The 20,896-nt window shown below is 43.8% G+C and carries 20 protein-coding genes, 1 tRNA gene and 1 other annotated feature; of the genes, 14 read left to right on the top strand and 7 right to left on the bottom strand.

Annotated features, from left to right (window positions below):
- The first annotated feature begins 393 nt into the window (after window positions 1-393).
- Entirely contained in the window at window positions 394-849 is a 456-nt protein-coding gene (locus tag CSQ79_RS25960; protein WP_099704005.1) for an NUDIX hydrolase, read from the top strand.
- A 214-nt stretch (window positions 850-1,063) separates the two neighbouring features.
- On the opposite strand, the gene CSQ79_RS25965 is transcribed toward CSQ79_RS25960, so the two are convergent.
- Window positions 1,064-1,873: a pantothenate kinase gene (locus CSQ79_RS25965; RefSeq protein WP_099704006.1), complete on the bottom strand. Its 810-nt coding sequence runs from the start codon at window positions 1,871-1,873 to the stop codon at window positions 1,064-1,066.
- 154 nt (window positions 1,874-2,027) lie between these two features.
- On the opposite strand from CSQ79_RS25965, the gene CSQ79_RS25970 reads away from it, so the two are divergent.
- Both CSQ79_RS25970 and CSQ79_RS25975 read left to right on the top strand, forming a co-directional pair.
- Entirely contained in the window at window positions 2,028-3,755 is a 1,728-nt protein-coding gene (locus tag CSQ79_RS25970) for a diflavin flavoprotein (protein WP_099704007.1), read from the top strand.
- Window positions 3,756-3,915: 160 nt separating this feature from the next.
- Window positions 3,916-5,625, top strand: coding sequence for a diflavin flavoprotein (locus CSQ79_RS25975; RefSeq protein ID WP_099704008.1), 1,710 nt, complete (start codon window positions 3,916-3,918; stop codon window positions 5,623-5,625).
- 160 nt (window positions 5,626-5,785) lie between these two features.
- On the opposite strand, the gene CSQ79_RS25980 is transcribed toward CSQ79_RS25975, so the two are convergent.
- Window positions 5,786-6,325, bottom strand: coding sequence for a phycobiliprotein lyase (locus CSQ79_RS25980; protein ID WP_099704009.1), 540 nt, complete (start codon window positions 6,323-6,325; stop codon window positions 5,786-5,788).
- Between the two features lie 376 nt (window positions 6,326-6,701).
- Here CSQ79_RS25980 and rplS point away from each other — a divergent pair, with 376 nt between their 5' ends.
- From rplS to rplL, 8 genes are all read left to right on the top strand, one after another.
- Window positions 6,702-7,064, top strand: a complete 363-nt coding sequence (gene rplS / locus CSQ79_RS25985; protein ID WP_099704010.1) for a 50S ribosomal protein L19 — start codon at window positions 6,702-6,704, stop codon at window positions 7,062-7,064.
- A gap of 91 nt (window positions 7,065-7,155) precedes the next feature.
- A tRNA-Trp gene (locus tag CSQ79_RS25990) sits at window positions 7,156-7,228 on the top strand.
- Between the two features lie 213 nt (window positions 7,229-7,441).
- Window positions 7,442-7,666, top strand: coding sequence for a preprotein translocase subunit SecE (secE, locus tag CSQ79_RS25995; protein WP_099704011.1), 225 nt, complete (start codon window positions 7,442-7,444; stop codon window positions 7,664-7,666).
- Window positions 7,663-8,295, top strand: coding sequence for a transcription termination/antitermination protein NusG (nusG, locus tag CSQ79_RS26000; protein ID WP_099704012.1), 633 nt, complete (start codon window positions 7,663-7,665; stop codon window positions 8,293-8,295). The genes secE and nusG overlap by 4 nt, the downstream gene beginning before the upstream one ends.
- A gap of 6 nt (window positions 8,296-8,301) precedes the next feature.
- Window positions 8,302-8,727, top strand: coding sequence for a 50S ribosomal protein L11 (gene rplK / locus CSQ79_RS26005; RefSeq protein ID WP_099704013.1), 426 nt, complete (start codon window positions 8,302-8,304; stop codon window positions 8,725-8,727).
- Window positions 8,728-8,828: 101 nt separating this feature from the next.
- On the top strand, window positions 8,829-9,542 hold the full coding sequence (rplA, locus tag CSQ79_RS26010; protein WP_099704014.1) for a 50S ribosomal protein L1: 714 nt from the start codon (window positions 8,829-8,831) through the stop codon (window positions 9,540-9,542).
- A gap of 104 nt (window positions 9,543-9,646) precedes the next feature.
- Window positions 9,647-9,809 (top strand) — a sequence feature (ribosomal protein L10 leader region).
- A 34-nt stretch (window positions 9,810-9,843) separates the two neighbouring features.
- The gene (rplJ, locus tag CSQ79_RS26015; RefSeq protein ID WP_099704015.1) at window positions 9,844-10,401 is read left to right on the top strand and encodes a 50S ribosomal protein L10; all 558 of its coding nucleotides are present in this window, start codon (window positions 9,844-9,846) and stop codon (window positions 10,399-10,401) included.
- Window positions 10,402-10,451: 50 nt separating this feature from the next.
- Window positions 10,452-10,850, top strand: coding sequence for a 50S ribosomal protein L7/L12 (gene rplL, locus CSQ79_RS26020; protein ID WP_099704016.1), 399 nt, complete (start codon window positions 10,452-10,454; stop codon window positions 10,848-10,850).
- A gap of 193 nt (window positions 10,851-11,043) precedes the next feature.
- Here rplL and CSQ79_RS26025 read toward each other — a convergent pair whose 3' ends face one another.
- From CSQ79_RS26025 to CSQ79_RS26035, 3 genes are all read right to left on the bottom strand, one after another.
- Window positions 11,044-12,777 carry a serine/threonine protein kinase gene (locus CSQ79_RS26025; protein ID WP_289501563.1) on the bottom strand — a complete coding sequence of 578 codons (1,734 nt, stop codon included), beginning with the start codon at window positions 12,775-12,777 and terminating at the stop codon, window positions 11,044-11,046.
- 203 nt (window positions 12,778-12,980) lie between these two features.
- The gene (locus tag CSQ79_RS26030; RefSeq protein ID WP_099704018.1) at window positions 12,981-13,517 is read right to left on the bottom strand and encodes a GIY-YIG nuclease family protein; all 537 of its coding nucleotides are present in this window, start codon (window positions 13,515-13,517) and stop codon (window positions 12,981-12,983) included.
- 159 nt (window positions 13,518-13,676) lie between these two features.
- Window positions 13,677-14,279, bottom strand: coding sequence for a TetR/AcrR family transcriptional regulator (locus tag CSQ79_RS26035; protein WP_099704019.1), 603 nt, complete (start codon window positions 14,277-14,279; stop codon window positions 13,677-13,679).
- Window positions 14,280-14,576: 297 nt separating this feature from the next.
- Here CSQ79_RS26035 and CSQ79_RS26040 point away from each other — a divergent pair, with 297 nt between their 5' ends.
- Window positions 14,577-15,980 carry an efflux RND transporter periplasmic adaptor subunit gene (locus CSQ79_RS26040; protein WP_099704050.1) on the top strand — a complete coding sequence of 468 codons (1,404 nt, stop codon included), beginning with the start codon at window positions 14,577-14,579 and terminating at the stop codon, window positions 15,978-15,980.
- Window positions 15,981-16,146: 166 nt separating this feature from the next.
- Complete coding sequence (locus tag CSQ79_RS26045; RefSeq protein WP_099704020.1) at window positions 16,147-19,296, top strand: efflux RND transporter permease subunit; 3,150 nt, start codon at window positions 16,147-16,149, stop codon at window positions 19,294-19,296.
- 253 nt (window positions 19,297-19,549) lie between these two features.
- On the opposite strand, the gene CSQ79_RS26050 is transcribed toward CSQ79_RS26045, so the two are convergent.
- Both CSQ79_RS26050 and CSQ79_RS26055 read right to left on the bottom strand, forming a co-directional pair.
- The gene (locus CSQ79_RS26050) at window positions 19,550-19,909 is read right to left on the bottom strand and encodes a Lin0512 family protein (protein WP_099704021.1); all 360 of its coding nucleotides are present in this window, start codon (window positions 19,907-19,909) and stop codon (window positions 19,550-19,552) included.
- Between the two features lie 35 nt (window positions 19,910-19,944).
- Entirely contained in the window at window positions 19,945-20,409 is a 465-nt protein-coding gene (locus CSQ79_RS26055) for an EVE domain-containing protein (RefSeq protein WP_099704022.1), read from the bottom strand.
- Window positions 20,410-20,421: 12 nt separating this feature from the next.
- Between CSQ79_RS26055 and CSQ79_RS26060 the strand changes: the two genes are divergently transcribed.
- The gene (locus tag CSQ79_RS26060; RefSeq protein WP_099704023.1) at window positions 20,422-20,886 is read left to right on the top strand and encodes a hypothetical protein; all 465 of its coding nucleotides are present in this window, start codon (window positions 20,422-20,424) and stop codon (window positions 20,884-20,886) included.
- The last annotated feature ends 10 nt before the right edge of the window (window positions 20,887-20,896 follow it).

The raw sequence follows: 20,896 nt of genomic DNA on the forward strand, positions 1-20,896 counted from the left end.
TTCAAAGCAGTAAACCTCTTGCTTTTATGCTTCGTACTGGCAGGCAAACTAGCACAGTATATTAGAACTTGGCGAATTTATTCGCTGCCAGATAAACAAAGTCTACCTGTGTAGAGATACTGATTACTTAGTACCAATCGAAAAACAGTGGCAACAAATCATAATGGACTGACTTCTTTTTCCCCAGTTTCTCAGTACCATGTGTAGCAACTATCAGACAAGCAGTATCAGCGCTTTTTTTGTAGCACATGCAGATTGTGACTTGAGTATTTCTCTTTTCCTAGATAGAGATTATGACTATGCTTTAAATGTTATTGATGGTATTACTTACGGCAGTTGATTACAAAAATTGTAAGCTTGAATAATATTTCTCGCGTCCCAGCTTTTCGTTCTATGAGCCGCTTATGGCAATTTGGTCAAACTGTCTTAGGCATTATCTTTCGGCATCCAATTCCTGGTACTAGCATCATTCCTATTTTGCCAGATGGTCAAATCGTTTTGATTCGCCGCCGTGATAATGGTAAATGGTCGCTACCTGGAGGAATGGTAGATTGGGGAGAAGATATTCCTACAGCTGTGCGTCGGGAGTTAGCAGAAGAAACAGGACTTGAACTCGTTAAAATTCGCCGTTTGGTGGGAGTGTATTCCGCACCCGATCGCGATCCCCGAGTGCATTCAATTTGCGTGCTTGTCGAAGCCGAAGTTAAGGGAGAAATGAAAATTCGCGATTCTCTAGAAGTCATTGATATTAAAGCTTTTTCTCCAACATCTCTACCGCCAGGCGAGCTTTCTCACGATCATACCCAGCAGTTACAAGACTATTTTGCAGGATTGACGACTGTGGCTTAGGGAGTGGTTAGTAGCTAGTTTTGAGTTTTGAGTTTTGTTAGCGTAGCGGTGCCTTAGCACGTTTTGAATTGTTCGCGAAGAAAGGTGCCGGAGGCATTATTATCAGTTTTGAGTTTTGAATTAAAAGAATTTTTTTACTCAACACTTAACACTCAACATTCGTAACTCTCTTCAACTCAACACTCAACACTCAACACTCAACACTCATAACTCTCTATCTCCCCTGCTCCCCCAGATCTTCTCCTCGACTTGCCCAGCAACAACACATTCCTTGAAAGATTAAGTGCGGAGCAGGGATGATCTTAGCGGTAATATTTGGGTGTTCTGATTGAAGACAATTGAGGAGTAAAGCGCAATCGCCTCCTGTCATCGCAACACAACTTTCAGGAAATTTTTGCCACCAAGCATCAACAAAGTCTTTTATCCCAGCTATCAACGTGTAAATTACCCCACTTTGAATTGATTCTGGCGTATTCAATGCCCAGCGAGATGGCAATGATTTTGTGGTATTTACTAAGGGTAATGCAGCAGTTCTCTCACCTAGCGAGCGCAGTTGTAAGCGAACACCAGGAATAATCGCGCCACCAACCAAAGTGCGATCGCCGTTTGCACCTGTCAAAGTAAGCGCAGTTCCAGCATCAATAACGAGCGCAGGAAAACCCCATATCGCTCCTGCACCCCACACAGCTAATGCTCGATCAATTCCCAATGTTGGATAAACTTCTTGCAGTGGAACCTGATCCAACGTAATTTCGCGTAAGTTAGGGTATGTTCGCCAGATTACTGTTGCTTGAGGAACGACTGAAGCCAAGTAAATAGGGGGTAGCGATCTCATATTAATCGTCCCAGGAGCTAGAATTTCTCTAGAAAAATCGGCAATGTTTTGGCAGCTAGCAAGATTTTGTACTACCGATACTGGTAAATACTCAGTATCCCATGCAAATTGCAGCGCTTCTTCAACAAACCACGCCCAGTGCAACCGCGAATTACCAATCATCAAAGCTAGCCAGTGCGATTCACTCATAAATCAACCGCTATTTTACTCACTCCTCACCCCTCCTCACACACTTTTAGTTTTTTAAACTGAAACATAAATTTATTAATAAACCTTTACAAAGAAAGCATGAGAAAATGAAGGTAGATAAAAAAAAATTATAAATTGCTAAGGAGGCTGACTAATGGTAGCGCTCACCGAAAAAGTCCAGAACCGGCTGACAATGCAAATTGCTGATATTGCTCCAAATACAACAGCGATTCGCTCTCTAGATTGGGATCGCGATCGCTTTGATATCGAGTTTGGCTTGCAAAATGGCACTACGTACAATTCATTTATCATTCGAGGTGAGCAGACTGCTTTAGTTGATACCTCCCATGAAAAATTTCGTCAACTCTATCTAGACACGCTGCATCAGGTCATTGATCCAGCAGAGATTGACTATATCGTCATTAGCCACACCGAACCAGATCACAGCGGCTTAGTCAAAGATGTCTTGCAGCTTGTTCCCGAAGCAACTGTCGTGGGGTCAAAAGTCGCACTTCAATTTCTAGAAGACATGGTGCATCAGCCGTTTAAGCGGCAAATTGTCAAAAATGGCGATCGCTTAGATTTAGGTAATGGACATGAATTAGAGTTCGTCAGTGCTCCGAATTTACACTGGCCTGATACGATGTTCACCTACGATCGCAAAACGCAAGTTCTCTATACTTGTGATGCTTTTGGATTGCACTATTGCGACGACAATACATTCGATGAAGATCTCGGCGCAATTGAGGCTGATTTCCGTTTTTACTACGACTGCTTGATGGCTCCTAATGCGCGTTCAGTATTATCCGCAATGAAACGCATGGGTGAATTAGGAGAAGTCACCACGATCGCCACAGGACATGGACCACTCCTCTATCACAACGTGGAAGAATTGACTCGCCGTTATCGCGTTTGGAGTCAATCACAAGCTAAAGCAGAAACAACAGTTGCAGTTTTTTACACGTCCGATTATGGCTATAGCGATCGCCTTGCCCAAGCAATTGCTCAAGGTATCACTAAAACAGGTGTTGCGGTAGAAACACTTGACGTGCGATCGGCAGATCTCCAAGAAGTTCAAGAACTGATTAGCCGAGCATCAGGAATCGTGATTGGAATGCCCCCTGCATCAGGAGATGTCGCAGAAACTGCCCAGACAGTGCTCAGTACAGTATTAGCTGCTGCTAAAGCAAAACAATCTATCGGTATCTTTGAGGCTGGTGGTGGTGATGATGAGCCGGTTTACCCACTGTTAAACAAGTTCCGTGACTTGGGTCTTTCCGTTGCTTTCCCTGCGATTCAAATCAAAGAAGCCCCCACAGGAGCAATCTATCAGCGATGTGAAGAAGCAGGAACCGACTTAGGACAATGGCTAACGCGCGATCGCAGCATCAAAGTCATGAAATCTTTAGATGCAGATCTTGATAAAGCTTTAGGCAGAATTAGCGGCGGATTATATATCATTACCGCTAAAAAAGGCGATGCATCCAGCGCAATGCTGGCATCTTGGGTAACACAAGCAAGTTTTAAACCCTTGGGAGTGACAATTGCAGTTGCGAAAGACCGTGCGATTGAATCACTAATGCAAGTCGGCGATCGCTTCGTTTTAAATGTTCTAGAAGAAGGCAATCACCTACACTTAATGAAACACTTCCTCAAGCGTTTCTCGCCTGGTGCAGATCGTTTCGAGGGCGTTAAAACCCAACCTTCTCAAGGCGGTGCGCCAATTCTGACCGACGCTTTAGCTTATATGGAGTGCGAAGTCACAAGCCGCATGGAAGTCAGCGATCACCATATCGTCTATGCCACTATCGAGACAGGTAAAGTCAGTAATCCTGAAGCTCTCACCGCAGTTCACCATCGCAAAGTCGGTAATCATTACTAGGGGCGAGGAGTGAGGGGTGAGTGGAAGAGTGGTTAGTAGCTAGTGGCTAGTTATGAATTTTGAGTTTTGAGTTGATAGAAAAAAGTATTCCCCTCTGCTCCTGTGCTTCCTCTACCCCTGAAGCCCCTGAAGCTCCCTAATCCTTCACCTCATTTGACTTATGGAATCAAAACCACGCGACGTACAGTTTTTTCCAATTGGGATCGATACATCAGTATTGCGATCGCGCAGTTGGACGCGGTTAAGATTTGAAATTGAATATGCCTTAGCTCGCGGTACAACTGCTAATTGCTATATCATTCAAGGCGATCACCTTGCAATTATCGATCCTCCAGGAGAAACTTTCACTCAAATTTATTTAGCAGCTCTACAACAACGCATCGATTTACAAAAGCTAGATTATGTCATTCTCGGACACGTTAATCCTAACCGTGCGGCAACCTTAAAAGCTTTACTAGAAATTGCTCCGCAAATAACCTTTGTCTGCTCTAATCCAGGTGCGATCAATCTCCGTGGCGCACTAGAAAAACCCGATCTACACGTCAAAGTCATGCGTGGCGAGGAAACGCTGGATTTAGGGAAAGGTCATGATTTGCAATTTATCCCTACTCCTAATCCACGCTATCCCGATCATCTTTGCACCTACGATCCCCTGACAGAAATTCTCTATACAGATAAGTTCTTTGGAGCGCATATTTGTGGCGATCAGGTATTTGATGAAGGTTGGGAGAGTTTTCAAGAAGATCGGCGCTACTATTTCGATTGCTTAATGGCTCCCCACGCCCGTCAAGTAGAAACTGCACTAGACAAACTTTCCGATCTTCCTGTCAGAATGTACGCCACAGCACATGGTCCCTTAGTGCGTTACGGATTACTGCAACTAACTGCAGCATACCGTCAATGGAGTCAGCAGCAAACGTCTCAAGATACTACCGTTGCTTTAATTTATGCTTCGGCTTATGGCAATACGGCAACTCTAGCACAAGCGATCGCGCGTGGTATTACTAAAGCAGGTGTTGGTGTCGAATCGATTAATTGTGAAATTGCTGCTCCAGACGAAATTCGTACTGCTGTCGAAAAATCAGCCGGATTTATTATTGGTTCACCCACACTCGGCGGACACGCACCTACTCCTATTCAAACAGCGTTAGGTATAGTGCTATCGACTGCAACTAACAATAAACTTGCAGGAGTATTTGGTTCCTATGGTTGGAGTGGTGAAGCAATTGATTTAATCGAAAATAAACTCAAAGATGCTGGTTATAGATTTGGGTTTGACACTATGCGCGTCAAGTTCAAGCCCAACGACGTCACCTTACAACTATGCGAAGAAGCTGGAACTGACTTTGCTCAAAGTTTGAAAAAAGCTAAAAAAGTCCGCGCCCCGCGACAACCAGCTACTAATGTTGAACAAGCAGTTGGTCGAGTTGTTGGCTCATTGAGTGTGGTGACGACTAAGCAAGGAGATATCTCTAGTGCAATGCTAGCTTCGTGGGTTTCTCAGGCAACTTTTAACCCTCCAGGATTAACCGTAGCAGTTGCTAAGGACCGCGCGATCGAATCACTCATGCACACTGGTAGCAAATTTGTCCTCAATATCCTTCCAGAAGACAACTATATCAGCTTAATGAAGCACTTTTTAAAACCTTTCACTCCTGGAGAAGATCGCTTCAGCGGTGTAGCAACTCAAAGCGCAGATAATGGCTGTCCTGTTCTCTCTGACGCTCTTGCTTATCTTGAGTGCTCTATTCAAAATCGCATGGAAGCTGGCGATCACTGGATTGTTTATGCAGCAGTGAATAATGGCAAAGTCCTAGATTCCGATGGAGTTACCGCCGTTCACCACCGTAAGTCAGGAAACCACTATTAGAAGATGAGTAGTAGGGTAGTAGAGTTCAAGGGTAGTAGGGTATGAGGGTATGAGGGTATTAGGGTAGTAGGGTATGAGGGTATTAGGGAAAAATAGCATTTTCGTCTCTCCCACACTCTTACACTCCCACTCGCCCCTCGCCCCACACTCCTCACCCCTCCTACAGTCTTTTCTCTAAATACTGACCAATCATCTGCTGTTCGCCTGCGCGGGAAATAATTGTTTGCCGAGTACGGTAATTGTTACCGATCAACTTCAATTCTTCTTCAAATACAGAACCTTTGTACTCTGTACGCAAACACATTGTTTGAGGATTGGAGAAATAATACTCGGCTGTGACTGGCTTTGTTGTCGCAAAACCGCGATCGCGATACAACGTTGTTCCACCTACACCGAAAAGTGTCGTGCCTTTCGATTCTTTCTTTCCTGACACCGAATTTGTACTTTCCCAGCTTACTTTAGCACCACAAGTGAGAACTGTAGCATCATCAAGTTGGTGTAATTGAGCGAGTTGTTCTAGTTCTGCACACCCTGGTTCTAAAAACTGAATGGTAATAATGCTAACCATTTCCTTTGTTTCTCCATCTGGCAAAGTGTAATATCGCCTTTCTGAGCGCCATTTACCAGCGGAGTGTTTGAAAAATTCTGCAGCTAGCAGCGAAGCTTCTCTTGTGTAGGTCAGTTGTTGCGGTGATGTCACTATCAGCAAGCCTCATGGAAAGTTATATCAATCAAGGGTATTTTAGGATTAAATGCAATACCTTGTTACTATTTTTAATACATTAAATTATACATACAATCATAGCGACAAAAATTAAAAATGTGTCACTGTTTTACCAAAATCAGTCTGTAGAGTAACTCATGTAAGTCAACCGAGATTTTAATCTTCAAAACTGAATAGACAATGATTTTTTTTATTCAGTTGGTCTAACAAGCTCTATGAAAGGCGTTGAGCGCAATAGTTCTTTATGCAAGTCTCTATCGATTGATGGATAGCCGAAAGCTAACTACTTTACCCCTAGACTCAAAGCCAAGTATCAAGTTAATATGGATGATTGTGAGTTTTTCATAAGGCTATGAACGCGCAAGAGATTATCCGCTCGATAGAAGCGGAGCAATTAAAGTCGAATTTACCCGATATCTATGTCGGAGATACAGTTAGAGTAGGAGTCATTATTCAAGAAGGTGGCAAAGAACGTACCCAACCTTATGAAGGAGTAGTCATTGCCAAACGCAATGGCGGAATCAATGAGACAATTACAGTAAGAAGAATCTTTCAGGGAGTAGGCGTAGAGCGAGTTTTTCTACTACACTCACCCCGCGTTGCTAGTATAAAAGTACTGCGGCGTGGTAAAGTCCGCCGCGCTAAGTTATACTATTTACGCGATCGTGTTGGTAAAGCTACCCGCGTGAAACAACGCTTTGACCGCGCTTTGTAGAATACATTCAGTTAAATCAAGCTGAATTTAACGCATTCGCTCTCAAATTGCGTTACACTACAATTCAGTGGCTACAGCTACAGAAAGTTGTGCGCTCTTAGTTCAGTTGGTAGAACGCAGGTCTCCAAAACCTGATGTCGGGGGTTCAAGTCCTCCAGGGCGCGCTGTGCAGACTATAAGTCCGCTTGTAGCACATTCACTATAGACATACCCGAAAGCAGTATGAAGCGTTTAAGCGGCATCAAGATGTGAAACTTTCGGGTAAAATTATTTGTGTAAGTATGACTAAGACCGTCTCGCAAAGTAGGCAAGTTTGAGTGTCTGCGAGTGCAGAAATTCGTGTCATAGCTGCATTGTGATTGGGGAGACGATTGCTCGTGAATAAGAAGAATGAAGTTGAAATCCAAGAACCCAAGAATGGGGGTAATATTGGTAGCTTCTTCCAAGGAACCAAAGAAGAATTCGACAAAGTTGTCTGGCCAAGCAGACAGCAACTTGTAAGTGAGTCAGCTGCTGTATTGTCGATGGTAGTGCTTTCGGCAACCTTTATCTATCTGGTTAATGGCTTCTTTGCTTGGGCAGCAGGACAGGTGTTTCGATGATTTTTGAAGACGAATCACACAATCCCAATCAATCACAGAATGCAGGAGAGACAACTACTCCTGCTCTAACTCCGCGTTGGTATGCAGTTCAAGTAGCATCTGGATGTGAAAAAAGAGTCAAAGCAGACATAGAGCGGAGAGCACAGACCTTTGATGTTGCCGAGCGGATTGCTCAAGTTGAAATCCCGCAGACTCCTGCTGTGAAAATTCGGAAAGACGGCAGTAGACAGCATACAGAAGAAAAAGTATTCCCTGGCTACGTGCTTGTCAAAATGTCAATGGATGATGACACCTGGCAAGTTGTCAAAAACACGCCTCATGTCATCAACTTTGTGGGAGCCGAGCAAAAAAAAGGAGTTGGCAGAGGGCGCGGTCACGTCAAACCAGTTGCACTGAGTCATACAGAGGTCGAACGGATATTTAAACAGACAGCTGAGCAAGAGCCAGTCGTTAAAATTGATATGGCAGCTGGCGATAAAATTGTTGTACTTTCGGGTCCATTTAAAGACTTTGAAGGTGAAGTGGTAGAAGTCAGTCCAGAACGGAGCAAGCTTAAAGCATTACTCTCAATTTTTGGACGCGACACGCCCGTCGAATTGGAATTTAATCAGGTTCAGAAACAAGGCTAATAGAGAATGGCAAAAAAAGTTGTTGCGGTCATTAAGTTGGCTCTGACCGCAGGAAAAGCAAACCCAGCACCTCCAGTGGGTCCAGCGCTTGGTCAGCATGGCGTCAATATTATGATGTTCTGCAAAGAATATAACGCCAGAACAGCAGACCAAGCCGGAACGGTAATTCCAGTAGAAATCTCGGTTTTTGAAGACCGCAGTTTCACATTTGTACTCAAGACTCCACCAGCTTCAGTATTGATTTGTAAGGCAGCTGGAATCGAGCGCGGTTCCAACGAACCGAACAAAAAGAAAATTGGGCAGATCAGCCAAGCACAACTGCAAGAGATCGCCCAAACAAAAATGCCAGACCTCAATGCAAATGATATTGAGGCAGCAATGAAAATTGTGGCTGGAACTGCTCGAAATATGGGCGTAACAGTTGTTGATTAATTGTTAGGATGATTTTCTAGCAGTAGACATTAAAGCTTTTAACGTATACATATAGCGGGGGAGAAGCAGAGCTTCGTTAAGCAACCCCAAAGGAGAAAAAAATGGCGAAAAAAGAATCTCGCCGGATGCAAGAACTGCGAAAAAAGGTTGAAGATAAACCTTATCAACCAATAGAGGCGCTGAGCTTACTCAAAGAAACAGCAACAGCTAAGTTTCCTGAAGCTGCAGAAGCTCACATTCGCCTAGGAATTGACCCTAAATATACTGATCAACAGTTACGAACAACAGTAGCGCTACCTAAAGGTACTGGTCAAATTGTACGGGTAGCAGTTATTGCTAGAGGGGAGAAAGTGACTGAAGCAACAAATGCTGGTGCTGATATTGTTGGTTCAGAAGAATTGATTGATGAAATTCAACAAGGTCGCATGGACTTCGATCGATTAATTGCGACACCAGACGTCATGCCGCAGGTAGCAAAACTCGGACGACTTCTAGGACCACGCGGTTTGATGCCTTCACCAAAAGGTGGGACAGTCACGTTTGATATTACTCAAGCGATCGCCGATTTTAAAGCTGGTAAACTAGAATTTCGTGCCGATCGCACAGGCATTGTTCATGTTATGTTTGGTAAGGTGTCTTTCTCACCAGAAGATTTATTAGTAAATCTTAAGGCTTTACAAGAGACTATTGACCGCAATCGTCCTTCAGGTGCAAAAGGTCGTTATTGGCGGACAATGTTTGTGTCAGCAACAATGGGACCATCAATCCAAGTTGATGTCAATGCCCTGCGCGACATGAAATCTGAAGCTGCTTGATGAGAGGTCAGAGGTTAGTGGCTAGTGGCTAGCAAGTAGAGAAATTTATCTCATTTCTTGTCTTAACTTCTTCTACTCTCAGAAACCTGACCCCTGACCCTTCCACAATCAAATAGACAAAGCCAGAGACAGCAGGAGCTTGGATAGCTTAATACCCTGCCGAGGTTTGTAACTCAAATGCTGAAATGCCACCAACAAAGTGGCATGGCTGCAGAGGTATAACCTGATAACCCTGGCTGATAAAGCTAGGGTTTTTGCTTTGAGTTATTAGTACGTATAAAGTTAAGGAGGTGAGACACAGATGGGTAGAACGCTAGAAAACAAGCAAGAAATTGTTGCTGAACTTAAAGAGAGTTTGAGTCAATCGCAGTTAGCGCTTGTCATTGAATACCAAGGACTTACTGTTGCAGAGATTTCTGATCTGCGGCGACGACTGCGTCCTACTGGCACGATTTGCAAAGTGACAAAGAATACCTTTATGGGTATTGCCATCGATGGTCAGGAGAACTGGCAACCGATGTCAGAATTTCTTCAAGGTTCTTCTGCCTTTTTACTTGTTAAAGAGGACATCAGCGGTGCGATCAAAGCTTACCAAGACTTCCAAAAAGCCAGTAAAAAGACTCAATTGCGTGGCGGCGTGATGGAAGGTCGGGTACTGAAAGAGCCTGATATTAAAGCACTTGCAGACCTACCATCGAAAGAACAACTAATTGCTCAAATTGCTGGAGCGCTCAATGCTTTAGCAACCAAGATTGCTGTAGGGATCAACGAAGTTCCTGCTTCTTTGGGTCGCAGTATTCAAGCAATTTCAGAAAAAGATCAAAGCAATGACGCTGCTGAAAGTAGCGATGCTGCTTAGTAGCTAACTTGCATTTGTAGAAACAACTAACACATTACAGGAGTTAATCAATGTCTGCTGCAACTGAACAAATTTTAGAACAACTCAAGTCTTTAACTCTGCTAGAGGCTGCAGAGCTAGTCAAGCAAATTGAAGAAGCCTTTGGTGTCAGCGCGGCTGCACCTGCTGGTGGGATGATGATGATGGCTGCTCCTGGTGGTGCTGCGGCTGCACCTGCTGAGGAAGTCGAAGAACAAACTGAGTTTGATGTCATCTTAGATGAAGTACCTGCTGATAAGAAAATTGCTGTCCTTAAAGTGGTACGTACATTGACGGGATTAGGTTTGAAAGAAGCGAAAGATCTCGTAGAGTCTACACCTAAGCCAGTTAAAGAAGCTGTTGCCAAAGATGCTGCTGAAGATATGAAAAAGCAGCTTGAAGAAGCCGGCGCTAAGGTTACTGTCAAGTAGTCATTGTTGATTTGGGAAGCGGGGTAGGCGGGGAGACTAAGAGAGTTATGAGTGTTGAGTGTTGAGTGTTGAGTGTTGAGTTAAGAACACTCAAAGTTCAAATTTCTTTTAATAAATGCCTCCGGCACTTTTCTTCGCGAACAAAACTCAAAACTCAAAATTCAAAACTCAAAACTAATCACTCGCTCCTCCCTTAGTGCAAGTCAGCTTCCCACACTCCTATATAAATGCGATCGCGATTATTCCGCTCAATAACTCCTTTTAATTCACCTGTAGTAAACGAGTAGCGATCGCTACGGCGCTGATAAACTTGCTGCAATCCTTGATTAACTTCTGCAGAGGCGTTACCATCCAACAATTGCTGCAAAGTACTCTGCATAATTTGAGGATCGACAGATTGCGCAAATGAGACTTCAGTTTGCTGTAGACGTCCAGAATTACGATCAAACAAATAGCCTAAGGTAACTTGGTTAGGCTTTATATCATAAATTGCTGCACGAGTATTTCCCCAAATACCTCTAGATGTTGTTGTCGGATTACCGAGTGTTGCTCTTACTTGGCTTTCTGATGTACCTGTAGGAAACGCAGGCACGTTTTTGTTTCTTACTTGTGCTGGTACATTATCTTGTGGTGATGCAGTAGGCGAAGGTACTGGAGACGTTTTTATTATTGCTGGTTCTTGGTTTGGGCTTGGTGATTCCTGTACGGGTGATGGTTCCTCTTCCTGAGTTTGTGGGGGTGCTTCTTCTAACTGAGGAAACAAAGGAGAAGGAGATGCAGGAGACTCTACAGGTGGAAGTATTGGTGAGGCAACAGGTGCTGTCGGTGATGGTGATACTGGAGTTGGACTCGATTCAAGAGGAGGTTCCGCAATAGATTCTGACGGTTCTGTGCTGTTTGATATTGATGATTGTGGCGCTTGACGAAAATTAGCTAAGATACCAACTACTAAACCTCCTGCAAGTAAACCAGCGATCGCTAAAAATTGCCAATTGTGGTTTTTGCGGTACGGAGTTGTAATTACAGGAGATTGAGTTCTCTGTGTAGTAGTTTGCTGACGAGACCCTGAAATCAATAGTGTTGTTTTTTCATGTGTCGTTGCAGTAGGACTGGTATACTGCAAATCTTCTAACATTTTGATTGCCGTGGTGTAGCGATCGCGTGGGTGATATTGAATTGCTTTATTAATAACTGCTGCAAATTTTGGGCTAATGTGAGAGATATATTGCTGCCAGAGAATCTCTTCATTCTGTGAGGTTTCTAGTTCTTGAGGCAGTTTTCCGGTCAACAAATAAATTGCTGTCAAACCTAAGCCATAGATATCACTAGCATAAACTGGTCTTCCTGCTGCTTGCTCTGGAGACATAAACCCAGGAGTTCCAATGACCATGGTTTGGGTGAGTTTGCCTTGAGAATTAATTGCCGTTGCCATTGTTTGTTTGACTGCACCAAAATCAATGAGCACGGGCTGATTGTTGGACTCACGCAGAATGATATTATCAGGTTTAATATCGCGGTAAATTATTCCTTGAGTGTGTACGTAATCTAGCACGTGCAGCAAGCTAACTAGAATTTCTCGGACGGCGTTTTCACTCAGTACTCCTGTGGTTGCTACTTTACTTGCTAGCGTTTGACCGTGAATCCACTCTTGCACTAAAAAAAACTGACCTTGTTCTGAAAAATAGGCATACAGCTTAGGGATTTGGCTGCTTCCTTCGCCTAAAGCTTCCAAAGTTGCTGCTTCCCGTTGAAATCGCTGTTGAATTAACTGATACAGACTGGGATCGTTCACCACTGGTTTGAGTTGCTTAATGACACAGCGGCGGCGTGAAGGCATATAAGTATCTTCTGCTAGAAAGGTTTCGCCAAACCCTCCAGAACCCAACAGTTGAATAATTTGATAGCGGTTGTTTAACAGCGTTGTCATCACATCTTTTAAAGCTGTACGCTCAATTTTGATTGCGATCGCCTAGCTTTTCCGTAGTTCTTACGGTATCAGATTTATCTTCCACCTTCCACAATACAGCAAACAGTTTTGCTAGAAAGTTGCTATATCTATGAGAACAGCTCTAGGAAAACTTATGCTTCAAATAACTAGCGATCGGCTGTTAACTTAAGTAGTTAATTGATTTATGTTAAGTCTAAAATGCCTTTTTCCTTCAGTTTTGGATTAAAGCGAATTGCAACTCGGATACCACGCGATTCTAAATTTGATATTATTGTTGCTTCGACTCTACGAGCTACACTTTTTAGTAACTTAATTTGTGTTAGTTCGTCACCTGCTTGATAACTAATTTGCTCATCTGCTGTCATTGCTAATTTGGCATCAATCGGTTCAGTCCACTGTGTTGTAGCGGTAGTATTTCCTGGAGGAATTGAGCCATTTTCTGCTATCCAAGCTTCTTTGATTGATTCTAAAATTGTGCGACTAGGACGACTAATTGTTTGCACTTTCAGCCATTGACATTTTTCGGGCTGACGTACCAAGTGTTGCTTGAGGCTGAGAAACACATCGCGCGAATACCCAACAAACTGGAGTACGCGATCGCTGTCAAAAATAGCATAAACACCAACTTGACTTTGCAAGCCTTCAGGTAGTTGACCGTCTGCGTCAATGTAGGAGATATACTCTAGATCTGTTAAGGAAGTCTTTATTTCTGTAGTCATTAGTTAATTAAAATGATTTATTCACTACAATCATAAATTTTACAAAGGAGATTGAGTTAAAATTTTTCTCTGAATTTTATTTAATATTTAATTTAGTTAAATTACTGATTTTCTCAAGATTAAGCAATTAATTAACTGTATCTTGAGACTATACTGTAACTACAACAATTTTGAGGTAACGCCTTTAAGGAGAAAATCCAAGGCACGGCGCATATAACTTTCGATTTGCTCAGTTTCAGGTTGGAACAGGATCGACTTGAATAATAAGCCTGTCATTAGATCGCAAATCAAGTCAGCATCAACCTCTGGAGATAATTCACCTCTTGCTTTTGCTCGTTCAAAAATGACAGATGCAACTTTACGTCGAGGTATCACATATTTTTTCCAATAAATTTCAGCAAAATGGGGAACTGTTGAAGCAAGGCTGATAATCATTGCTATCGTTTGACGACCTAATGGGGAAAGGTCAATCTCGGCAGCTTGTTTATGTATTTCTTCCAAATCTGCCCATAAACTTCCCGTGTCTGGTATGACTAGTTGCGGTCGATTGTGTTCTATCGCTTCAGCAATCAACTCTTCTTTAGAATGATAACGACGGTAAATTGTTGTTTTTCCTACACCTGCACGCGCTGCGATCGCTTCAATACTTAATCCTTGATATCCTACTTCTGCCAACAAATCGAGCGTTGCTTGTAAAATTGCTTGATTAACTTCGGTACTTCGGGGTCTTCCTGGCGAGCTTTTTGTTGTTTGACTGATCATAATAGTAAGTATTCGTATCGTAGGTCGCTCAAGGATATCCCCTTATAAAGTTATCTTATCAAACAGGTTTTCACTGCTTTGCAATCGTCGGCTAATTCTCTGTGAACATTTTTATTGTAATACGATGCCGTATCGTATTATAATTTTAAAAGTTTTTTAAAGTTTAGTTATCGCTACCGCCACAGGTGTTGGGGATTTGTACTTAGCAGTGATTGTGTATTGATTAACCAATAAGTAACGCAATATTGCGTTCATGGGAAGACTTTGATTCTAAAAATGAGGGATAGAGCACAAGGTATGGCGCAATCTAATTCCGATTACCCAAAAGCACCTGAGCGGACTCTTGATGAGTCATCACCAAGGAGAAAATCTCGGTCGAGATCAAAACGTCGTAATCGTTGGATTGCAATTATTAGTGCAGTTGTTTTGTTGACTGGTTTGGGGTTTGGTTGGCGGTGGTGGGTAAGCAGTCGTAGCGGTGCTGAGAGTTCTGCAGCCGGACAAATGCAGGAAATTCCTGTCAAATTAGAAACTTTAGAGACGACAACAGTGGAAAACACCACTGATTTTATTGGCTCACTAGAATCGCAACGCGCCGTCACACTTCGTCCCGAAGTCACAGGGCGAGTCAGTCGCATTTTAGTAGATTCAGGCGATCGCGTCAGTGCGGGGACATCACTCATTCAACTGCGACCGGATCAGCAGCAAGCGAACCTCGCAAGTGTCCAAGCAAGCGTTAATTCAGCGCGAGCAATTCGTGCTAACGCCCAATCACAGATAGAAGCATTAGAAGCCGAGCGCATCGCCCAACAGGCAGAAGTTGAGCTGCAGGAAGAAGAATTTCGGCGAATTTCGACATTAGTGAATCAAGGTGCATTACCACGACAACAGTTAGATAGTGTTGTCCGCGATCGCCGCACTGCCCAAGCAAACCTCAACGCGATTAATCGTCGAATTCAAGCGGCACGGGCAAGCTTGCAAGAAGCAGAGGCAGGACTACAGCAAGCACAAGCGAATGCTCAACGAGCTACTGCCGAACTTCAGGAAACTACTATTACAGCACCCTTTAGCGGCATTGTGGGCGATATCCCAGTACGTCTTGGCGATGTTGTAACAAACAGCGATACACTTACCACAGTTACTCAAAACAGTCCACTAGAACTGCGGCTATCAATTCCTTTAGAACGCGCACCAGATTTACGCCAAGGTCAACAAGTAGAATTAACTGATACCCAGGGAAACATCATTACTACTGGACAAATCAGCTTTATTGCACCGCGAGTAGACCCTAACGCACAAAGTATTTTGGCAAAGGCAACTTTCAGTAACCAAGAAGAACGACTCCGCGATGGTCAATTCGTCCGCGCCAGGGTGATTTGGTCGGAACAACCAGGAATTTTGATTCCGACAACTGCAATTACGCGATTAGCCGGAGAACCTTTCATCTTTGTTGCTGAAACCCCACAACCAGGAGGTGATGCACCATTAGCAGCGCCGGAAGGTGCCCCCACACCTAAACTGATCGCACGACAGCGCCCTGTGGAGCTTGGTAGTCTTCAAGGTAATAATTATCAAGTACTTTCGGGTGTAGAACCAGGAGAGCAAGTTGTTGTTTCTGGAATTCTCAATCTGATGGATGGTGCGCCCATTGTACCGGATACCGCAATGTCTCAGCCGGTAGGAGCTAACGTACCACAGTAACGCAACGATTGTATCTCTACCTGCGCTCAACTAAAACACAAGTGTTCCATTCATCAAGGTTTTCAGGTTTGAGAAAAGCCTTTGTTTAATTTCAGCAGACTATTCTAAACCATCCTAAAAAAGAGCTATAAGCAAGTTCTTCCCTGCACCTCTACTCCCTGAGCCTATGTTTGTCGAACTGTTTATCAAACGCCCTGTTGTCTCGATTGTCTGCGCCATCATTATTGTCTTGATAGGCGCAGCGAGTATTCCTAATTTACCAATTGCGCAGTATCCAGAGATTGCACCGCCGCAGGTGACAGTCACAGCTAACTACATTGGAGCAAGTGCCGAAGTCGTTGAAAACACGGTGACAAACATTTTAGAGCAAGCAGTCAACGGGGCAGAAGGCGTTCGCTACATTTCCTCATCGAGTAGTAACAACGGCAATAGCTCGATTAATCTCACGTTTGAAACTGGACGCAATATTGATCTTGCTGCTGTAGACGTGCAAAACCGTGTTGCGACTGTTCAACCACAACTGCCAGAAAGTGTCCAGCGAACAGGAGTCACAGTTCTGAAGCAGTCAACAGGATTTTTGATGGCGATCGGGCTGTACTCGGATAATGGTCAGTACACAAATACCTTCTTGAGTAACTATGCTGACCTCTATATTGTCGATGCCCTCAGAAGAATTCAAGGCGTCAGTGAGGTGCAAGTATTTGGAGAACGTCGCTATGCGATGCGGTTGTGGGTCGATCCTGAACAGCTTGCAAGTCGGGCGTTAACGATGCAGGATGTAGTAGATGCCCTAAATGAGCAAAATATCCAAGTTGGAGCAGGGCAACTCGGACAACCACCAATTCCCAACGAACAACAGTATCAATTAGATTTAGAGGCACGCACGCAGTTCAACGATGCTTCCCAATTCGAGGATTTGATTTTAAGAACTGAAGAAAATGGCTCACTCGTGCGGTTTCGCGATGTTGGTCGGGTTGAACTCGGCGCACAAGATTATAGTACTATTTTGCGGTTTCGCGGTATTGAAGCAACAGGATTAGGAATTTCTCAACTACCTGGAAGTAATGCGCTTGAAGTTGCCGCAGCGGTAAAAGCCGAATTAGAACGACTTGGGCAGCGGTTTCCACCAGGGATGACGTATCAGATTGCGTTTGATACAACGGCATTTGTGCAACAATCACTCACTGAAGTTGTCACTACGTTGATTCAGGCGATCGCACTTGTTGTCTTAATCATTTTCATCTTTCTGCAAGACTGGCGCACTACCCTCATTCCGGCAATTACGATTCCAGCTTCGCTGATCGGTACGTTTATCTTTGTGCAAGTTTTTGGGTTTTCGATCAATACTTTGACACTGTTCGGATTAACGCTTGCTACAGGGATGGTCGTCGATGACGCAATTATCGTTGTCGAAAATATTTCCCGTCTGATTCAAGATCAAGGAATGAACCCGCGAGCAGCCGCCATTGAGTCGATGCGCGAGTTAACAAGTGCCGTTATTGCAACTTCGCTTGTGTTGATGGCGGTATTTGTTCCGGTGGCGTTTTTCCCTGGTTCTACAGGCGCACTGTATCGTCAATTTGCGTTGACAATTGCGTTTTCAATTACTGTATCAACCTTTCTCGCGCTGACGTTTACACCATCAATGTCGGCAAAGTTGTTGCGACAAGGACAGCACCCCCCACGGTGGTTAGCATGGTTTTTCAATCGTTTCAATCGTTTTTTGGATAATTCGCAACGCGGATATGCGCGATCGCTGCGCACGCTGATGCGGTTTAAAATGATCGTGCTGGGTGTTTTTGTCTTAGCTTTGGGCTTGACAGCTTGGATGTTTGCTCGCGTCCCTTCAGGCTTTTTACCCGATGAAGATCAAGGCTACTTTATTACACTCGTGCAAGCGCCCGAAGGTGTTTCCCTCAACTACACGAGCGATGTGATTGCGCGGGTTGAGCAGGAACTAAAACAAGTTCCAGAAATTGCGGCTAGCTTTGCCGTTGCAGGATTTAGCTTTACTGGTAGTAGTGCCAACAACGGTATTATATTTTCTAATCTCAGACCTTGGGAAGAACGCCGCGAAGCAGGACAATCGGTAGATGCAATTATTGGTCAATTGTTTGGTCGATTTGCAGCCATTACCGAGGCGAGGATTTTACCACTCAATCCACCAGCAATTCAAGGATTAGGAACCTTTGGCGGATTCAGCTTTCAGTTACAAGATCGCCGTGGTGTGAATGACCTCAATTCACTCGTGCAAGCTGCTGGACAAATTATGGGACAAGCCAATCAAACCCCTGGTTTGCAGCAAGTATTTACAACCTTTGCCGCAAGTACGCCTAAACTGTCAATTGATATTGACCGCGATACTGCTAAGGCACTTCAGGTTTCGGTTGATGATATTTTAAATACAATCCAAACTGCGATCGCGTCGCAATATGTCAACGATTTTACCTTGGGACAGCGCAACTATCGAGTTTACGTACAAGCTGACCAGCGATTTCGTTCTGAACCAGGAGATATTAGTCGTTTGTATGTGCGATCGGCAACGGGACAAATGATTCCACTCAGCAATCTTGTCTCACTGACTCCTGAAACTGGTGCGCAAACGATTAACCACTTTAATCTGTTCCGCTCAATTGAAATTACTGGTTCAGCCGCACCTGGCTTTAGTTCAGGTGATGCAATTCAAGCGATGGAAGAGGTCGCGGCTGATGTCTTGCCGCCTGGATTAGACTATCAATGGTCAGGAACATCATTGGAAGAAATCGAATCTGGAGGACAAGCCCCAATCATCTTTGGTTTAGGATTAGTCTTTGTTTTCTTAGTGCTGGCAGCACAATACGAAAACTTTATCGACCCTTTTATTATCATGCTGGCAGTGCCACTCGCGATTTTGGGTGCGTTGATTGCCCAGTCGCTACGCGGGTTGATTAATGATGTGTACTGTCAAGTAGGGTTAGTGATGTTGATTGGTTTAGCAAGTAAAAACTCGATTCTCATTGTCGAGTTCGCAAACCAACTACGCGCTGAGGGATTACCCCTGGCGAAGGCTGCGATTGAAGCGGCGCGGGAACGTTTACGTCCGATTTTGATGACCGCGATTTCTACCTTAGTTGGTATTTTTCCTTTGGTTGTTGCCACAGGTGCAGGCGCAGGTAGCCGTCAGTCATTAGGAACTGCGGTTTTTGGTGGAATGTTAGTGGCAACATTTTTGTCGTTATTTGTTATACCTGTGCTCTATGTTGTCGTCGTTTCAATCGAAGAAAGTGTGCGATCGCGCTTCGGTTGGTCCAAGTTCGATGAAAACCTTGATAGTTAGATAATCGCTATATTGCTCAATAAACAAAGTTCACCAATTTAGAGTATTGAGTTTAAGAGTAATATCCAGCTAATCATACGAAGGTTTGATATTCTTCAATTAAAATTCAAAACTCGCGCATTTAAAACCCAAAATTAGCCACTCGCTCCTAACTCCTCTCTAACTCTTGAAACTTTGCTTGAGTAAACTTGAAACAAGTGAAACGGCATCTGTGATTCATACAGAAGGCTAACCTTAACCTGTAGGCTGAAATTTACTCAATCCAAACTGTTACAGCAGCAACGGCAATCAACATCTCATCATTTTTATCGTTCAAATCAGGAATTGCTTTGCCCTGAACGATCATGCCGCCTGATTCAACACTCAGAGTTTTCTGACCAAAAGGCAAGACTGCTAGAACCTCGGCTGCGCGAACTTGTTCGGGATAGGGAACAGCGACCTTTACTTCGACAATCATCTGATTAGGATCTTCTAAGCCCGCAACTTCCCAAACCCCAGGTAAAGCATTATGCGCGATCGCATTTCGCACCGCCCTTGCTGCAGCAACTGTTGGCTCTTGCCCGTGCTGATCGATTCCCATCCCCATTTCAATAATTAAACGTTTGCGAGTCACAGTAACCTCTAAACATGAGTTAAACTAAGAACTACTCAACTTTGAGCTATTTTAGAATTAGCCAGTATTAAAATTTGGCGGGCGACTTCTTCTGCTACTGGCATCACCGACAGACGATTGCCCTGTCTAAGGACGATAAGTTCTTCTGTACTAAATTCTTGCTTGAGCGTTTCTCGCGATATTAATGGAAAAGTTTCTACAAATTCGACGCGCACTGTTTGCCAGCGGGGAAATTCAGGAGTCGATTTAGGATCGTAGTAACGACTATTAAAGTCAAACTGAGTCGGATCGGCAAGTGTAGCAACAACGCGCACTAAGCCAACCAAACTAGGAAAAGCTATGTTGGAATGGTAGAAAAAAGCTAAGTCCCCAACTTGCATTTGTCGCAAGAAGTTACGCGCTTGATAGTTACGCACTCCATCCCAAACAGTTTCACGATCGCGCTTGAGATCGTCGATACTGTAAATTTTTGGTTCTGATTTTATTAGCCAATAATTCATTTATCGCTTTTGATGAATCCTTTAAATTTACACGACTCTTATCCTTGTCCTGTCTGTCGCATAGGAAACATAACACCTTTACCTTTAATGGACGCGATGGCTTGTGACTTGTGCGCACAGATTTTTACTGTTGACTTAGAACAGCAACAAATTAAAATGCCTGCTCGACAACCACCCTTATTGTGGAACTGGAATGGCAAACATTGGCAAGACGCACAACTTGAAGGTGTAGAATTTGGCCGGGGCTATATACTTGCAGCGATCGCCCTAGTACTACTTCCACCTACCTTAATTGGGTTAGTTATTTGGATTCATCCTCCTGCTGCTCATACGCCTTTATCTTGGCTGCCTTACGTATGGGCTGGACTAGGCTTTTTTGCACATTTAGGCATCATTGTTTGGTTAATGATTGAATTTTATCAACTTCCTCTTAGGTTGTGGTTCAGAAGTTTACCACAGCAGTTACGACAACGCTGATTGACTACCA

The organism is Gloeocapsopsis sp. IPPAS B-1203, from assembly GCF_002749975.1.
GTDB lineage: Bacteria > Cyanobacteriota > Cyanobacteriia > Cyanobacteriales > Chroococcidiopsidaceae > Gloeocapsopsis.

What these genes read in the sequence shown, in the direction of transcription:
- CSQ79_RS25960 (WP_099704005.1), top strand. Translation starts at nt 394, where the DNA reads ATGAGCCGCTTATGGCAATTTGGTCAAACTGTCTTAGGCATTATCTTT.
- CSQ79_RS25965 (WP_099704006.1), bottom strand. Translation starts at nt 1,873, where the DNA reads ATGAGTGAATCGCACTGGCTAGCTTTGATGATTGGTAATTCGCGGTTG.
- CSQ79_RS25970 (WP_099704007.1), top strand. Translation starts at nt 2,028, where the DNA reads ATGGTAGCGCTCACCGAAAAAGTCCAGAACCGGCTGACAATGCAAATT.
- CSQ79_RS25975 (WP_099704008.1), top strand. Translation starts at nt 3,916, where the DNA reads ATGGAATCAAAACCACGCGACGTACAGTTTTTTCCAATTGGGATCGAT.
- rplS (WP_099704010.1), top strand. Translation starts at nt 6,702, where the DNA reads ATGAACGCGCAAGAGATTATCCGCTCGATAGAAGCGGAGCAATTAAAG.
- nusG (WP_099704012.1), top strand. Translation starts at nt 7,663, where the DNA reads ATGATTTTTGAAGACGAATCACACAATCCCAATCAATCACAGAATGCA.
- rplK (WP_099704013.1), top strand. Translation starts at nt 8,302, where the DNA reads ATGGCAAAAAAAGTTGTTGCGGTCATTAAGTTGGCTCTGACCGCAGGA.
- rplA (WP_099704014.1), top strand. Translation starts at nt 8,829, where the DNA reads ATGGCGAAAAAAGAATCTCGCCGGATGCAAGAACTGCGAAAAAAGGTT.
- rplJ (WP_099704015.1), top strand. Translation starts at nt 9,844, where the DNA reads ATGGGTAGAACGCTAGAAAACAAGCAAGAAATTGTTGCTGAACTTAAA.
- rplL (WP_099704016.1), top strand. Translation starts at nt 10,452, where the DNA reads ATGTCTGCTGCAACTGAACAAATTTTAGAACAACTCAAGTCTTTAACT.
- CSQ79_RS26025 (WP_289501563.1), bottom strand. Translation starts at nt 12,777, where the DNA reads ATGACAACGCTGTTAAACAACCGCTATCAAATTATTCAACTGTTGGGT.
- CSQ79_RS26030 (WP_099704018.1), bottom strand. Translation starts at nt 13,517, where the DNA reads ATGACTACAGAAATAAAGACTTCCTTAACAGATCTAGAGTATATCTCC.
- CSQ79_RS26035 (WP_099704019.1), bottom strand. Translation starts at nt 14,279, where the DNA reads ATGATCAGTCAAACAACAAAAAGCTCGCCAGGAAGACCCCGAAGTACC.
- CSQ79_RS26040 (WP_099704050.1), top strand. Translation starts at nt 14,577, where the DNA reads ATGGCGCAATCTAATTCCGATTACCCAAAAGCACCTGAGCGGACTCTT.
- CSQ79_RS26045 (WP_099704020.1), top strand. Translation starts at nt 16,147, where the DNA reads ATGTTTGTCGAACTGTTTATCAAACGCCCTGTTGTCTCGATTGTCTGC.
- CSQ79_RS26055 (WP_099704022.1), bottom strand. Translation starts at nt 20,409, where the DNA reads ATGAATTATTGGCTAATAAAATCAGAACCAAAAATTTACAGTATCGAC.
- CSQ79_RS26060 (WP_099704023.1), top strand. Translation starts at nt 20,422, where the DNA reads ATGAATCCTTTAAATTTACACGACTCTTATCCTTGTCCTGTCTGTCGC.